Raw genomic sequence first — 15,713 nt, 5'->3', positions numbered from 1 at the left:
CAGGCTTGTCTCCTACTCGGCTTCATGATTCGCCGCACATTTTCCCAAGGAACCTCCTGTTGTTTTTTATTGTACTAACCACCTACCTATATAATGGTATATGCCCAGAAATAAAAAATGGTTCAGGTTCTAATATATAGGTATTGTTCCAGCCTGCATGTACGACTCAACTGCGGGGAATGGACAACGAAATCGGAAGATGCAGATCATTACGCTGTACGAGAGGGTGACAACCATGCATCCGTAATGTCTGTACCGATGATTCTGAGTGAAGGGTCGAGTGAACCAAAGGATCGAAATAGACTATTCGTTCTGAATACGTCTCGGTCCTGTCATGGCGAACCCCTGCCCGCACCGGCCCTCAGGGCAAGCGTGAACCGCATGGCGTTATGGCAAAACGCTCTGTAGACCTTTCTTCGGCATCGCTTGAAAAAAAGAGAGCGGTGAATACGCCCGCTCTCCATACGTCCGTTCTATTCATTATGGCTGCCGGCCGTACGCTTCCCGGACTCCTTGTCTTCCTCCGGTTCGGCTCCGTCCAGTTCCATGTCCTCTTGCTTGATGATTTCATGAATCTGATGCTTAATCGTCTCGGACCGGGTTCCGAAGATGGCCTGCACATTGTTGCCGACCTCCAGCACGCCCGAGGCGCCCAGTTCCTTCAAGCGCTCCTTATTCACATTGCCCTTATCCTTGACCTGCACGCGCAGGCGCGTAATGCAGGCATCCAGGGATGCAATGTTGGCTTTGCCCCCAAGCGCCGTCAGGATACCGCGCGGCAATTCTTCTCCTGCCGCCGCTTCCGTCTTGGCCGCGGCCGCCGGCGCGCCCGCTTCCCTTCCCGGCGTCCGCAGGTTGAAGGTGCGGATAGCGAAGCGGAAGCCGAAGTAGTAAATCAGCGCCAGCACCAATCCGACCGGGATGACGAGCCAGTACGGCGTCCGGTTCTGCAGCACGCCGAACAGCAAGTAATCGATGAAGCCTCCGGAGAACGTCATTCCGATTTTGACGCCGAGCAGGTGCATTGTCAGGAAGGACAAGCCCGCGAACACGACATGCACGGCGAAGAGAAGCGGCGCCACAAACAGGAAGGAAAATTCCAGCGGCTCCGTAATGCCGGTCAGGAAGGACGTCAAGGCGGCCGATCCCATCAGCCCGGCTACAAGCTTCTTATTCTCCGGGCGCGCTTCATGATATATGGCTAGGGCAGCCGCTGGCAGACCGAACATCATGAATGGGTATTTCCCCGTCATGAACGTCCCTGCCGTTAATTCAACGCCGTCTTTAAGCTGGGCGAAGAAGATTTTCTGATCCCCCCGGATAAGATCGCCCGCCTTGCTCACATATTCCCCGAATTCGAACCAGAAGGGCGAATAAAAGATATGATGCAGCCCAAATGGAATCAGCGCCCGTTCGCAGATGCCAAAGATGAAGGCCGCCAGCGATCGGTTCGAGTCGATGAGCGAGTGGGAGAATGCATTCAGGCCGCTCTGGATCGGCGGCCAGATGAACACCATCAGAATACCGATAACAAGCGAGGTGACGGCCGTAATAATCGGGACAAAGCGCTTACCCGCAAAGAAGCCGAGATAGGAAGGCATCTCGATCTTGAAGAAGCGCTTATATAGCATTGCCGCCGTAATACCTATAATAATACCGCCGAAAACGCCCGTCTGCAGCGTCGGCACGCCTTGAACGTTGGCATAAGCGAAGTCGGTCTGCACCATCTCCGGCGTCACATCCATCATCACTTTCATCGTCACGTTCATGACGAAATAACCGACGATGGCGGCAAGCCCCGCGACCCCCTCCCCTCCGGCGAGACCGATGGCGACCCCGACGGCGAATAGCAGGGACAGGTTGTCAAATACAATGCCCCCGGCTTGCTCCATCACGCTGGAGATAAGGCTGACAGCGCCGGTGCCCAGCACCGGAAAGCGCGCGATCAGATCCGGATTGCCCAGCGCGTTGCCGATTCCGAGCAGGATGCCGGCCGCCGGCAGAATGGCGACCGGCAGCATAAGCGCCTTGCCGACCTTTTGCAGAACGCCGAATATGGATTTAAACATGTTAAGCATGGAAGTCAACTCCTATCGATGTACAGATGAGCAAAGTGCATGAAAAACCTGTTGTTACCATTTCCAATCAGTTCCCGCACTATGCATACAAGGGGACTTGCATCCGGAAACGCCCCGCGCCATGGTCCCGAATACCAAGCGTAGTTACGCCAAGAGCCCTGGAGACGGTTCCGGGCATTAATCGAGAACGGATTCCAGCACCGCCCCCACGGCATCAATCGCCTGCCCGGCTTGGCCGCCTTCCGCCGACACCGTAACGATGTCGCCGGCCTTCAGGCCGAGCGTCAACACGCCCGTGATGCTTTTTGCGCTTACTTTGCGGCCGTTGAACTCCAGTGACACTTGCGAATCCGGGAACTCGGCGGCTTTTTTCATAATGGCTCCCGCCGGACGCGCATGCACGCCTTGCGGATTTTTTATCGTAAATTGCTTTTCCATGATTGGCCTCCTCTTCGTTACACCCCTATTTAGTCATCAAGCCCGATTCATGCCTGAGCACGAGGGAATGATGAGAATTTCGTTTTCTTCTTCGCGCCAAGTCCAAACATGCCTTCCTCCTCGTAATATGTGCTGGTGATGCCTTACCGTGCAAAGCAGCCGCAGCACGGCTTGGAACCCATGACGGGAATCCCTGCCGCGTCGTCTGCACAGCACAAAAAAAGGCATGAGCTAAAGCATGCCAGTTCACGCAGTGAACGGCCGCTTAGCTCATGCCTAGTCGTACTAGTAACACGCTGCTTGCAGTGTAAATGACAACGCTTAATTTAACACGACCCAATACGGGATGCAAGCGTTGCCAGCCCCTGTCACCAAATTGACACAAACGGAAACGGCAGGAGCGATTATTGACGATTTATTGAAAATTACCCCTATTCCTCCATGACGACCGCTTTGGCGACCTTCAGCTCGGCGTACCGCGCCATGACTTCAGGCAGTTCATCCATGCGGAAACGATGGCTGATCAGCGGCTCGATACATACGATATGCTGCGCGAGCAAAGCGATCGCCTCTTCATGCGTGTACGGATTGATGAACGAGCCCATGATGCGCAGTTCCCTGCTGAACACCTCGAATGGCGACAGGCTGACCCGCGCCTCCGGAGAAGCGACGCCGAAGAGCAGAACCTGTCCGCCCTTGCGGGCCGCCCCCAAGGCCAGCTCGACGGATTCCGGGCGGCCGGCGCACTCGATCACGACATCGGCCGTGCTGCGAAGTTCATCCGCTGCGCCTGGATCCAGCGGCGAGACGACGGCTTCGGCGCCCAACTCACGCAATAATCTGTGCTTGTGCGCCGCCGGCTCGCTTACGGTAATGCGAGCGACGCCCGCGGCCGCGGCGAGCTGCAGGAACATCTGGCCGATGAAGCCGCCCCCGATAATCAGCACATGCTGATTCGCCCGCAGCTCCAGCTTCTTGAATCCATGCAGCACGCAGCCAAGCGGCTCGGCCATCGCCCCTTCCACCCAGCTCACCTGGTCGGGCAGCTTGTAGCAGTTGGCCGCCGGCACCACGCAGTATTCGCCCATTCCGCCGTCCCTCGTCACGCCGACGGCCTGCAGCCGATCGCACAAGTGAGCGCGGCCGCCGCGGCAATATTCGCATGCCCCGCAATAGATATTCGGGTCGACGGACACCCGGTCGCCCGGGCGCAGATCCGTGACCGCCTCCCCCACGGCGTCGACGATGCCGGCCAGCTCATGGCCAAGCACAATCGGCGGCTTCACCTCCGCCGATCCCGGATGGCCGTGGTAAATATGCTGGTCTGTGCCGCAAATGCCGCAGCAAACGACGCGCAGCCGCACCTCGTCCTGGCCGGGCAGGCGCTCGGCCCATTCCGTTACCTCCATCATTTTCGTTCCGCGCAGAACTGCCGCTTTCATGCTCCTCATCCCTTTTCCCGTATGATTGTTCTCCTTCTCTATCCCCCGGCCGCTCGCGACTAATCCTCCATCTGATCGCAGATGGCTCCCCGGCAGCCCGCGTCTCTCCCCCTTCACCGTTCACGGCTGCCGGACGAATTCAAGGCCGTAACGCGCAGCGTCGCCCACGGAATCGGCTTGCCTTCCGCCTGCGAGATCCGAATCTCCTTCGTTCGCCCCGGCAGCAGATCGAAGAAGTTATCGCTCGCCGCAATCCACGCTTCATCCAGCTCGATCTTGACCATGCGGGCCGCCCGGTCGGTCTCGATGCGGATGATGCCGGCCTCCTCATCCACGACGATCTGCAGGTTGGCCGGTTCGAAGCGCATCTCCTTATAGTCGCGCAAGTAGACATAGTTATCTTCCGCGAGGCCGCTTCCGGACGAGATGACGCACACCGCCTCCGCCGGATCCGCCCCGTTCGTCAGCTCCGCTTCGGACAGCGCATCCAGCTCCCTTTTGCCATTCGGCTCCAGATATACCTCATAGTCGCGCTCATACAGCTTCGTTCCATCCATCCGGTACACGGCCAGCCGGACCTGATCTTCATAAGGCTCCAGCCGGTCGTTGAGCGCCCACAGATGCAGCGCCTGTCCCGGATCGTGATCCGCCGTCAGTAGCACCGGCGCATAGAACTTCCGCGCGTAATGATACGCCGCCTTCGGCAGCCCGTAATAGTCGATGACCGACCAGCTCGTGCCGGGCCAGCAGTCATTCAACTGCCAGAACAACGCGCCGCTCGTATCCGGCTTGCGGCGGCGGTAATGCTCGATGCCGTATTTGAGTCCTTCGGCCTGCGTCAGCATCGAAAAATTGATGTACTCTTCCATATCCGAAGGCACCCCGGTATAGCCTTCCATCAGCAAGATGCCCTTCGGATGATGGATATCCTTGTTGCGGTACATCATCTCGTCGCTGCCCCAGCGGAATTGGCTCTCCGGTATGTTGCGCTGCAGCGTGCAGCGGTTCGAGGAGGCGTGCATGCCGAACTCGCTGGCGAACTTCGTCGTGTCGCCCTTGAATTTCTTGAACGACAGCCCTTCGGCGCTATAGTCCTGAACCTGCGGCTCGCCGAAGACCCGCGGCTCGATGTTGCCATGCCAGACCTGCCAATTATGCGTGTCGCCCACCTCGCGCGAATTGTGATCATTGCCCCCGTAGGGCGAGCTCGGCCAGAACATGCGCGTCGGATCGAGCGTCTCCAGCAGGGCCGGCATCAGCTCGTGATAAATTTTCTCCCCATAAAACGGATGCGGGATGTCCCCGCTCGAATGCAGCGCTTCATACAGCCAGTCGTTCTCGTTATTGCCGCACCAGAGGGCGAGGCAGGTCCGGCTGCGCAGCCGCTTGACGACCTGCTCGATCTCCCGCCGCACATTATCCATGAAGTTGCGGTTATAGTCCGGATAGAGAGCGCAGGCGAACATGAAGTCCTGCCAGACCAGCAGCCCGAGCCGATCGCACTCCTCGTAAAAAATATCCCGCTCATAGATGCCGCCGCCCCAGACGCGGAGCATGTTCATATTGGCTTCCTGCGCCATCCGGATGTACCGCGAATAGCGCTCGTCCGGCACCGCCGCAATAAAGCTGTCGATCGGAATCCAGTTCGCGCCCTTGGCGAACAGCTTCGCCCCGTTGAGCACGAAGATGAACGCATCCTGTCCTTCTTCGTCATGCAGCATCAGTTCCAGCGTCCGGATGCCGAAGCGCTGATTCCAGTCATCCACCGCTTTGCCGCCGCTCCGAAGCGTCACTTCCAGCCTGTACAAGTACGGCTCGCCCAGATCATGCGTCCACCAGAGGCGCGGATTCGGCACCCTGAGGCAGGCCCGGCCGGAGAAGCCATATGCACAGATTGCGCCGTCCTGCACGAAGCCCAGGCTGCGATTAAGCGGGAACGCCTCCCCCGCCACCCGCCGGCCTTCGGCATCCAGCAGGGCCACCTCCGCGATGCAGGCTTCGCTGCGGTCGAACGCCCGCGCCTCGACCGCCACCTCGACCATCGCTTCGTCTTCCTTCGCCTCCGCCGTATGAGCGAAGACATTCTCCAGATACGCACGGCTCCGCTTCACGAGATGGACATCCTTCCAGATTCCCGCGCAGACGAGCCGCGGCCCCCAGTCCCAGCCGAAATGGCTTTGCGCCTTGCGCGTCCATATCCTTTTTTTGCTGAAGCCGGACCAATAATATTGCATCTTGCTCTGCACATGCAGGTGAACCGGATCCAGCTTGACCGCGAGGACGTTCTTGCCCTTATTCAGCTCCCGCGTCACCTCGAACGAATGGCGGATGAACATATTGTCCGTCGAGCCCAATTCCACCCCGTTCAAATACACGGTCGCGAACGTATCGAGCCCTTCAAACACAAGCTCCATCCGCTCCATGTCCTCCAACGGCCCGTCCCAATGGAACGTCGTCCGGTACCACCACACCTTCTCCTCGACCCAGCGGCATTTCTGATCGTTATGCCCGTAGAACGGATCCTCGATAATGCCCTTCTCGATCAGCGTCGTATGCACATCCCCCGGCACCTTCGCCGTCATCCAGAAATAATCGATATACTCGGGGGATGCCACCTCCAAATCGCGCGCCTCGCCAATATTGAAATCGCGCAGCTTCCAGTTCTCGTTCAGTCTCATATCGCGCTCCTATCCAGAAGACGCCAAGACCTCCCGGCCTTGGCGTCTCCCTGTCTCTACCTGCATTCTAGTTATCGATATAGGTCAAGCTCTCCAAAATTTCCTTGATGCTCAGCTCCGCGCAGGCCATCGACGTATCCGCTACGCCATAGTACATCTTGACCGTATCGCCTTCCACGATGGCGCCGCAAGAAAAGACGACATCCCCAAAGAAGCCGTTTTTCTCGTAATCCGCTTCCGGCTCCATCACCGGCCGCTCGGAGCGGGCGATGACCTTCCCCGGATCGTTCAAGTCCATCAGCACGGCGCCCATACAGTAGCGGTGCTCCTTCGTCGCGCCATGGTACAGCTCGAGCCAGCCCTTCTCCGTCTTGAACGGCACGGCTCCGCCGCCCATGCGCCCGCTGTCCCACATGCCCGGACGCAAGCCAAGCAGATGCCGGTGATTGCCCCAGTAGAGCAAGTTATCCGATTCGGCGATCCAGATTTCGGGATTGCCGATGCTTTTCGTCGTCGGGCGGTGCAGCGCATAATATTTGCCGTTGATTTTCTCCGGGAAAATGAGGACATCCTTGTTATCCGGGCTGAAAATCATGCCATGATGCGTCACATTCACGAAATCCTTCGTCGAGACCATCGATTCCCCGACGCCGACCGGAGATACGGCCGAGAAATAAATGTAATACGTATCGCCGATCTGCGTCACGCGCGGATCCTCGATGCCGAAGGTCTCCAATTCCGTTGACGGATAGACGAACGGCGCCTCATCTACCGTGAAGCGGTGCCCATCCCTGCTGCGGGCAATGCGAATATAGGAGATGGAGGTCAAATATTCGAACGTCGCGCTTTGCGACTTGTTGCGGATGACCCGCGGATCGGAGAAATCGTAACGTTCGTCGTCCGCGCGAAGCTCAATGATGTCCAGCTCCTTCGTCTCCGGGTTGAACACGGGCGCCTTCACGATGTTCGGGTCGGTGCTGATCGGACGCTCGGCTACGCGGAGCAGCAGCAGCACTTCGCCGTTATATGTCGCGACGCCCGCATTGAACGCGCCGATCACCTCGAAGTCGGGGCGATGCGGCTTGACATCGGCTGGCGTAATGAGCGGATTTTCTTCATACCGATAAATATTCATGCTGTAAACTCCTTAAGCTGTAAAATAGTATCTGCGAATTATGCCTGTTCGAACTTCAGGAACGGATCGGCAATCGTCAGCCGATGCGCCTCCGCATCGCTTATGCCCGCATAGAGCACCGCCGTCGCGTCCTCGTTGCGCACGAGACCGCCGCTGAATACGACGTCCGCGAGGTCGGAACGCTTCGCCGCGCCCGGAAGGAAGCGTTCCCGCACGGCGATGAGCTCGATGGCGGTATGCTCGCCGGTAGCCGGATCGAGCGCGAACGCCATCGGATAATAATGGCGGCCGCCTTGTTCATCGAAGCACGCGATATGTCCCAGCACGCCGATGCGGCCGTTGCTCAGCAGATGCGCTTCGTTCGCGCCTCCCCATTCCTCGTCGATGAATTGCCCTTCCAGCAGCGGAGCGTTGTCAATAAGCTCAATCGATAAGTCCTCCAACCGCTCCACGCGGGTAAATCCGATTTTGCCGCGGCCGCCCTTCTCTCCCTGCGGGCGGGTAAAGACGGCGATGCTTCCGTCCAGAAGCTCGACCAGCCGCAAATCCTTCATGCCGTCCGGGCCGGTAAAGAACGGCTTCAGATCGGCGATGCGCTTCCCTTTGTAGAACACCGTGCGCCACATCAGCGCGTTCGCCTGTGTCGGGTGCGGATAAATCTGCACGCCGCCGAGCACCAGCTCGCCTCCGATCCGGGTCTGGAACGGGTCCTGCAGCTCGAACGTCGGCGCGCCTTCCCGCGGCGCCCATTCGCCGTTCCGTTCGACGAAGAAATAGACCTCGGAATGCTCGCTGTCGCGCGATTCGACGCGTCCGGCGATAACCGGCTCCCCCTCGTCTTCGAACGGAGCGGTAATATTGTATACATCCTTGCTGCCGACGCCGGTAAACTTCAACTTCTCCGCGTTCGCCGCCATCGGGCTACGCGTCATATATTGCTCCAGCAGCGACGCGCATGGGATTGCGCTGCCTTGGTTCTCTGTCATGTATGGCACGTCTCCTTCACTGATGAGTTCTCGCTGATCCAAATGGCCGCTTCCTGCGGACCAAGGAGGAATGGTTCATGGACGACGTCCGTCTCCCGGCGGCTGGACAAGACGAAGCGGAACGGCCAAGCCAGCAGGCTTCCGACAGACAGAGCGAACGGCTCCGTCCCGAAGTTCAGCGCGACCAGCGCCGCTTCCCCGGCGGCCCGCTTCACGTAGAGGAGCACATCGCCCCGACGTTCCAGCCGCGCATAATCGCCGCTGTGCAGCGACGGATGCCGATGCCGGAGCGCGATAAGCTGCCGGTAGAACGAATAGAGCGAATCCGGATCCCGCCGCTGCGTCCGCACATTCAGCACGTCATGCCGCGGGCCCATGCCGATCCACGGGGCCGCATCCGAGAAGCCGCCATAGGTCTCGTCCGTCCACTGCATCGGCGTCCGCGATTTGTCCCGGCTCTTCGCCAAGGCCTTCTCCAGGGCCTCCTCCGGCTCCAAGCCTTCCGCCAGCGCGAGCCGGTAAGCCGTCAGCCCCTGCACATCGCGCATCTCTTCGATCGTCTCCGCCACGAAGTCGCGCATGCCAATCTCTTCGCCGTAATACAGGAAAGGCACGCCCTTCGCGGTGATCGTCAGCGCGGCGATCAGCTTCGCCCGCCGCTCCTCCAGCACGGGATCGCCTTCCCCGAACCGGGAAATATGACGCGGCATGTCGTGGCTGCTGAAGAACAGCGTCGGAAGCTGGCCGGGGGCATGCGCCTCCTCCATCTTCTTCAATTCGCCATAGAGGCGTTCGAGCGAGAGCGTCTCCTGGCTGCCGAGGTTGAAGTTGAACACGACGTCCAGCAAGCCCGTCCCGCTATAGCGGCGCAGCACATCCATATCCTCGGAGCCGACCTCGCCGACCATGAACGTCCCCTTCCGTGCATGCGCGTGGGCGGACAGCTCCGCGATGGCATCCAGGATGCCTTCCTGATCCTTGTCATGCACATGCTGCTGCTCGCCCGTCTCCGCATCGCACGGGTTGTCGGGGAAGGTCCCGGATACTTTCAAAAAATTGATAACATCGAGCCGGAACCCGTCAATGCCCCGATCCAGCCAGAAGTCCATGACACTCTTCATCGCGGCGCGGACTTCGGGATGTGTCCAGTTCAAGTCGACCTGCTCCTTCGCGAACGCATGATAGTAATATTGTCCGGTCGCTTCATCGAACTCCCAAGCCGGACCGCCGAAGAAGGACTCCCAATTGTTCGGCGGCCCGCCGTTCACCGGGTCCTTCCAGATGTACCAGTCGCGCTTCGGATTCGAACGCGACGACCGGGATTCCCGGAACCACGGATGCTCCGACGACGTATGGTTCAGCACGAGATCGGCGATAACCCGGATATCGCGGGCATGCGCTTCGCGTATGAACGCTTCGAAATCTTCCATCGTGCCGTAATCGGGATCGATGGCGGTATAGTCGGCGATATCGTAGCCGTTATCCACCTTGGGCGACGGATAGAACGGCGTCAGCCAGATGCCGTTCACGCCCAGCTCGGCCAGCTCATCCAGCTTCGACGCCATGCCGGCGAAGTCGCCGATGCCATCGCCATTGCCGTCGCAGAAGCTCGGCATATAGATTTCATAGAAAACGGCCGATTTCCACCACGGTGCTTCCATTCTCTCCACTCCCATTGCTTATCCTCGCGATTTCCTTACTTGAGGCTGAACTGCATGCCTTCCTTGAACTTTTTGCCGAACACCAGGAACATGATAATAATCGGAAGCGTCAGCAGCACCGATGCCGCGTACAGCGGACCCGGATAGCCGCCGTAAGGCCCGAACATTTGCGACAAGAGCACGTTCAGCGTCAGCATATTGTCGCTGCGCACGACGATCATGTCCCACAGCAGCTCCGTCCACCGCTCCATCAGCAGGAACAGGAAGATAACCGCCGTAATCGAGCGCGACATCGGCATCATGATGCGGTACAAAATTTTGAAATCGGACGCCCCGTCCAGCTTCGCCGCCTCGATGAACACCGTCGGGATCGCCTTGAAAAAGTTCGTATACATAAAGATCGCCCACAGACTGACGGCCTTCGGAATAATCATTGCCCAGTACGTATCGTACAAGCCGATCTTCTGAATCACGAGGAAGTTCGGGATGAGCAGAATTACCGCCGGAAAGAACATATGGAACAGGACGAAATTGTTCACCGTATCCCGCCCCTTGAAATTCAGCTTCGACAAGGCGTAAGCGACCATGACGCCAAAGAGCATCATCAACGCCGTCGACACGACCGAGACGACAATGCTGTTCAGGAACGCATTCAGCCATGGACGAGGGATGCCCGCTTCCCCCCCGGTAAAGAGCCACTCGTACGATTTCAGGGAGAAGCTTGCCGGAACGAGCTTACGGTCGACCTCCGACCAGTCGGCGAACGAGTTCAAGACCATGTACAAATACGGGTAGACCATAACCAGAAGCAGGAGCGTCGCAACGATATACCGGACCGTCAAACGGACTTTGTTGTTTTGCTTAGACCCAACCATTTCGCTTACCCCACGTTTCCAGCAATTTTTTGATGATGAAGATGGAAATGAACGTGACAACGGACGCCAGGATCGCTATAGCGGAAGCATACCCCGCCTGCAGGTTTTTGAACGCCTGGTTGTAAATCTCCATCTGCCACGTGTTCGTGGCGAAATTCGGCCCTCCGCCCGTCAATTGGTAGACCTCCGTAAAGATGCCGAAGGTGACGCCGAATGACAGGATGAGCGTCGTATACAACGCAGGGTACAGCAGAGGAAGCGTGATTTTCCAGAAGCGCTGGCGATCCGTTACGCCGTCGATCGCCGCCGCCTCATATACTTCCTTGTCAATGCTCTCGAGTCCGGACGTCAAAATAAGCGCATAGTAGCCGGTAAATTTCCAGGCGATGATCAGCGCCACGATGCACAGCGCCGACAGCGGCGATCCGAGCCAGTTGATATCCAGCCCGAACGTATCGCGGAGGAAGGCGTTCACCGGACTGTTGAAGGAGAGGAAGCCCTTCACGATAAGCGATGCCACGACGCCGGACGACAGATACGGCAGGAAAAACCCGATCAGATACAAGCTGCGGAACTTCGGCAGTCCCTGCACCAGCACCGCCACGCCCAGCGACATGATGGTAACGAGCGGCACGAATACCAGCATGAACTTGTAGGTTACCCAGAAGGCCGACTGCACGCCAGGCGAAGACAGAGCCTTCATAAAGTTCTTCAACCCTACGATGTCATAGGCCGGGGCAATTAAGTCCCAGTTCGTGAATGCGAGAAAGAAAGACCAAATCAGCGGACCCAAAAAGAAAATAAGCGAATAAATCAGGTAGGGACTGGTAAATAACCAGCCCAACCGATTGTTGTTCTTATTTATCATTATTGAAGTTCCCCTTCAATCGCCTTCTTCATGTTGTCCCAGCCCGTCTTCGGATCGATTTCGCCCATGACCACTTTGTTGAACGCCTCTTGGCCGATCAGCGTTTGCAGCTCGTTGTAGCGGGCATTGTCAATCGCCGGAATTCCGAGCGGAACGGACTTCGCGAACAATTCAAGCTCAGGCGATTTTTCCATGATAGCCTTGAATTCAGGCAGTTCGGCCAAATCGTCGCGCGCCGGAGGCAAGTTCGTCTTCTCGAACCATGCCGCATCGTTCTTCGCATCGGAGTACACCCACTTGATGAACTCGGCTGCCGCCTCCTGCTGTTCCTTCGGCACGCTGGAGAAGATGACGAGACCCTTCGCGTCGGAGAATGTCTTGGCTTCGGCCGGATTCATTCCGTCCGGCACCGGAGGAAGCGAAAGCGTGTACGTCTCGTTGAATTTCATTTCCGGGAATTTCTCTGCCCAGTAGTTGAACGTCCACGGGCCAAGATCCGTAAAGATGCCGATGCCCGACTCGAACGGATCGGTTACGTTCTTCGCCAAAATCGCATTCTCCTTGCGCAGATTGTCGACGAACTCCAGCATCTTCACGCCGGCTGCCTCGTCCCCGACAAACGTGTCGCCGTCAATAAATTTGTTGCCGTCCGATGCGGCATTATACAGCATGAAGAAGTCGAACCAGCGCTTCCATGCCGTCGGGTCAACCAGATCCGCGCCCTTGCCCCATACGTACTTATCCGGATATTTCGCTTTCAGCTTTTTGGCGACATCCAGCACTTCGCTGTAAGTCTTCGGCGGCTCGTTATAACCCAGTTCCTTCAATATGTCGATGCGCCAGCCGAACAGCATCGGATTGGAGTAGATCGGCAGGACGTATTGATTGCCGTCAGCGAACTTCCAGGGCTCGAGCGTATTGCTCATATTCCGGCTCGACACGATATCATTGAATTGCGGCAGCGTGTTAAGCGGAACGAGCGCCTGGCTCTTGGCCAGCTGCGCGGCGAACCCGCGGTTGATATTTTCCGAGATAGCCGGAGCGCTTCCGCCTGCAATCGCCGCCTGGATGCTCGCTTCCGAGCTAGGCGATTCTTTAATGGCGCTGACATTGATTTTGACCTTCGGATTTACGGCCTCGTATGCCTTGGCCATTTCCATCCAGTACGCTTGCTGCGGCGGATTCGGCGCCGCCCAAAATTCGATGGTGGTAACCCCGTCTGCCGACTCCTTTGGCGCTTCCCCTTTGCCGCAAGCAGCCAACAGCGAGAAGACCATCGTAAGAATGAGCAAAATTGACAGTTTCTTTTTCATGGAAAAAGCCCTCCTCCTAATGACATGACTGAACCTTAAGATGACAATACTAATTTAGTAACGTTACAAATAAAATTACTAAACACATTGAAAGCGTTTGTAATCACATTATTAATCAATTATACGTTCGTTGTCAATCTGTTTCTTCACGAAAACCCAATTCTTCGACATTTTTCGTCACGAATTTGAACAGCTTTACTATTTTCGAATGTAACGTTATTATTATTTTATAATGTTGTTTTGTAATTCTATCTTTTCTGGCATAATTACGATATAAACCGATTTACAGAGCGGATAAGATTTCCGCTTCGGGTAGTATGCAATATTCAACTGGTTCTTATTCCAAAATATGCCTACGGGAGCACGCAAGCTTGAAAGGAGGTGTTGGTCGCTGATGAAAGCAAAAGTGACAATGCAGGACATTGCAGATCGGCTTCATATTTCCAAAAACTCTGTATCGCAAGCCCTCTCGGGCAAGGACGGAGTAAGCGAAGAGACGCGCCGCCTTGTCCTCGAGACAGCGAAACAAATGGGATATAATTACCCATCCGCACGGAAAAAGAAAGCATCCGAGCCATCCGGCAACATCGCCTTGATTGCCTCGGATTTCGCGTTCGCGCAAAAAAGCTTTTTCGGGGAAATTTATTTGAGTGTGGAGCAAGAGACGAGAAGACGCGGCAAACACCTGCTCATCCAATCCATCAACAAAGAATCGGAGCTTGACCTGGCCCTGCCGTCTTTTCTGGAGAATCAAGACGTGGACGGGATTCTGATTCTGTCCCATTTGAGCACGGATTTTACGAATGCGGTGATCGGCACCGGAATACCGACCGTGCTCATAGATCACCATCATCCGGCCATTCATGCGGACTGCATCTTGACGAACAATCGCTTCAGTGCCTATGAGGCCGTTCGGCACCTGTGCGATTTGGGGCACCGCCGCATCGGTTATATCGGCAATATCGATTTCTCGCCGAGCTATTATGAACGGCTGGAAGGATTCCGGCTTGCCCTCCGCGATATGGGAATAGAAGCCCATCCGGAATGGGTCGTGACCGATGCCGTTGAACAGGCAGACTATGTCATGGAGACGATGAAAGCGATGAGCGCTCAACCGACAGCCTGGTTCTGCGTGAACGACGGACTCGGGTTTCTCGTCAATTCCACGCTCCACCAGCTAGGTTTCCAGGTGCCGGACGACGTCTCGGTATGCAGCTTCGATAACGGGCAGTTGTCCCGCTTGGCCACGCCGATGACGACCACGATGGCCGTCGATTTGAACCTGTTCGGCCGCAAAGCCGTCGAGCAGCTCTTCTGGCGCATGGAGCATAAGGATGAGCCGTTCACCGAACTGCTGCTGCCGACCAAGCTTATCGTACGCGACTCTACGGCTCCGCCACGGAAGTAAGGATGGCAGCCCATTAGGCCGAATAAAAACAAACAACCACCGTCAGAGATAACTCCAACGGTGGTTGTTCTATCTATTCGCTTCGGGTGGGGCGAAGCGGGAGCGCAAGCCCGTTTCCCATGCCCGCGCCCTAGTGAAGAGACACCTCGCGTATCGCCAGCCCATCGTCCCGCTCCTAATCCCGACCGAGGTCCTGTTCAAGGTGCCGTTCAAGGCCTGCAGCAAGCTTCCGAAGCTGCCCCGAACGCTCCAAGCGCACCCAGGGGGCTGTCCCATAAGTAGTTCTCGCTACCGTGGGACACCCCCCTGTTTCTCAAAGCTCGGCTCGGCTTGCCGAAAAAAGCTGCAATAACGCAGTTTTCCCTTCTAACGTTTGCTTCACCACGGGAATTCCTGCAAAAACGCAGGATTTTCAGCAAATGCAAGAGATATAAAGCAGAAGGCGACCAAAATAATGTACTTTTGCACTAGCGTTGCATCGAGCGGTTAGTTCATAATCTAATTTCAATTAACATCAATATATGATATATATTTACATCTGCAATGTCCGCGCTAAGTCTAAAAAAGTCGAGCTGGAAATAGACCCTGCGCGTTATCCATTATATGTAAAATTATTTTTCGTTTGTCATTACCTCACAATCAGTTTCGGTTTCATCGACTTCGTTGCCTTTTTCGGACGTCTCCCATTTCGCTTTGGTCGTCCCCTAGATGTTCGGGTCGGCTTGCGGTTGAGTGCAGCGATCAAATTTTCCCATGGTTTTTCCGCATAGATGCGAATCAACTGAAGGAGATCCCATGTCGACTTATTACAGTCCAATGTTAGTTTAATTA

General features: G+C 56.5%; 11 protein-coding genes. 1 reads left to right on the top strand and 10 read right to left on the bottom strand.

The features are described 5' to 3' along the window. Positions 1-473: 473 nt before the first annotated feature. The 10 genes from ptsG to ABD76_RS02535 form a co-directional block, all read right to left on the bottom strand. Positions 474-2,069 carry a glucose-specific PTS transporter subunit IIBC gene (gene ptsG / locus ABD76_RS02580; protein WP_197254112.1) on the bottom strand — a complete coding sequence of 532 codons (1,596 nt, stop codon included), beginning with the start codon at positions 2,067-2,069 and terminating at the stop codon, positions 474-476. A gap of 186 nt (positions 2,070-2,255) precedes the next feature. Continuing rightward, entirely contained in the window at positions 2,256-2,516 is a 261-nt protein-coding gene (locus ABD76_RS02575; RefSeq protein WP_143798249.1) for an HPr family phosphocarrier protein, read from the bottom strand. A 431-nt stretch (positions 2,517-2,947) separates the two neighbouring features. Then, positions 2,948-3,958, bottom strand: a complete 1,011-nt coding sequence (locus ABD76_RS02570; RefSeq protein ID WP_197254029.1) for a zinc-dependent alcohol dehydrogenase family protein — start codon at positions 3,956-3,958, stop codon at positions 2,948-2,950. A gap of 113 nt (positions 3,959-4,071) precedes the next feature. Beyond that, positions 4,072-6,636 (bottom strand): beta-mannosidase, encoded by a 2,565-nt coding sequence (locus ABD76_RS02565; RefSeq protein ID WP_197254027.1) that lies wholly within the window; start codon positions 6,634-6,636, stop codon positions 4,072-4,074. 67 nt (positions 6,637-6,703) lie between these two features. Further along, a complete protein-coding gene (locus tag ABD76_RS02560) occupies positions 6,704-7,771 on the bottom strand; it encodes a BtaManbiosPhlase (protein ID WP_197254025.1) in 1,068 nt (355 codons plus the stop codon). A gap of 38 nt (positions 7,772-7,809) precedes the next feature. Next, positions 7,810-8,757 (bottom strand): MTP-1 family protein, encoded by a 948-nt coding sequence (locus ABD76_RS02555; protein ID WP_197254023.1) that lies wholly within the window; start codon positions 8,755-8,757, stop codon positions 7,810-7,812. After that, a complete protein-coding gene (locus ABD76_RS02550) occupies positions 8,754-10,418 on the bottom strand; it encodes an alpha-glucosidase (protein WP_197254022.1) in 1,665 nt (554 codons plus the stop codon). The genes ABD76_RS02555 and ABD76_RS02550 overlap by 4 nt, the downstream gene beginning before the upstream one ends. 35 nt (positions 10,419-10,453) lie before the next feature. Beyond that, on the bottom strand, positions 10,454-11,293 hold the full coding sequence (locus ABD76_RS02545; RefSeq protein ID WP_197254021.1) for a carbohydrate ABC transporter permease: 840 nt from the start codon (positions 11,291-11,293) through the stop codon (positions 10,454-10,456). After that, entirely contained in the window at positions 11,280-12,158 is an 879-nt protein-coding gene (locus ABD76_RS02540; protein ID WP_338125011.1) for a carbohydrate ABC transporter permease, read from the bottom strand. The genes ABD76_RS02545 and ABD76_RS02540 overlap by 14 nt, the downstream gene beginning before the upstream one ends. Positions 12,159-12,160: 2 nt before the next feature. Continuing rightward, positions 12,161-13,474 carry an ABC transporter substrate-binding protein gene (locus ABD76_RS02535; RefSeq protein WP_197254019.1) on the bottom strand — a complete coding sequence of 438 codons (1,314 nt, stop codon included), beginning with the start codon at positions 13,472-13,474 and terminating at the stop codon, positions 12,161-12,163. Between the two features lie 394 nt (positions 13,475-13,868). Between ABD76_RS02535 and ABD76_RS02530 the strand changes: the two genes are divergently transcribed. Further along, complete coding sequence (locus ABD76_RS02530) at positions 13,869-14,882, top strand: LacI family DNA-binding transcriptional regulator (protein ID WP_197254018.1); 1,014 nt, start codon at positions 13,869-13,871, stop codon at positions 14,880-14,882. Positions 14,883-15,713: the final 831 nt, after the last annotated feature.

The sequence above is a fragment of the Paenibacillus dendritiformis genome (assembly GCF_015845845.1).
Classification (GTDB): domain Bacteria; phylum Bacillota; class Bacilli; order Paenibacillales; family Paenibacillaceae; genus Paenibacillus_B; species Paenibacillus_B dendritiformis_C.
This window is presented reverse-complemented; position numbering and strand designations above follow the sequence as displayed.

What these genes read in the sequence shown, in the direction of transcription:
- ptsG (WP_197254112.1), bottom strand. Translation starts at nt 2,069, where the DNA reads ATGTTTAAATCCATATTCGGCGTTCTGCAAAAGGTCGGCAAGGCGCTT.
- ABD76_RS02575 (WP_143798249.1), bottom strand. Translation starts at nt 2,516, where the DNA reads ATGGAAAAGCAATTTACGATAAAAAATCCGCAAGGCGTGCATGCGCGT.
- ABD76_RS02570 (WP_197254029.1), bottom strand. Translation starts at nt 3,958, where the DNA reads ATGAAAGCGGCAGTTCTGCGCGGAACGAAAATGATGGAGGTAACGGAA.
- ABD76_RS02565 (WP_197254027.1), bottom strand. Translation starts at nt 6,636, where the DNA reads ATGAGACTGAACGAGAACTGGAAGCTGCGCGATTTCAATATTGGCGAG.
- ABD76_RS02560 (WP_197254025.1), bottom strand. Translation starts at nt 7,771, where the DNA reads ATGAATATTTATCGGTATGAAGAAAATCCGCTCATTACGCCAGCCGAT.
- ABD76_RS02555 (WP_197254023.1), bottom strand. Translation starts at nt 8,757, where the DNA reads ATGACAGAGAACCAAGGCAGCGCAATCCCATGCGCGTCGCTGCTGGAG.
- ABD76_RS02550 (WP_197254022.1), bottom strand. Translation starts at nt 10,418, where the DNA reads ATGGAAGCACCGTGGTGGAAATCGGCCGTTTTCTATGAAATCTATATG.
- ABD76_RS02545 (WP_197254021.1), bottom strand. Translation starts at nt 11,293, where the DNA reads ATGGTTGGGTCTAAGCAAAACAACAAAGTCCGTTTGACGGTCCGGTAT.
- ABD76_RS02535 (WP_197254019.1), bottom strand. Translation starts at nt 13,474, where the DNA reads ATGAAAAAGAAACTGTCAATTTTGCTCATTCTTACGATGGTCTTCTCG.
- ABD76_RS02530 (WP_197254018.1), top strand. Translation starts at nt 13,869, where the DNA reads ATGAAAGCAAAAGTGACAATGCAGGACATTGCAGATCGGCTTCATATT.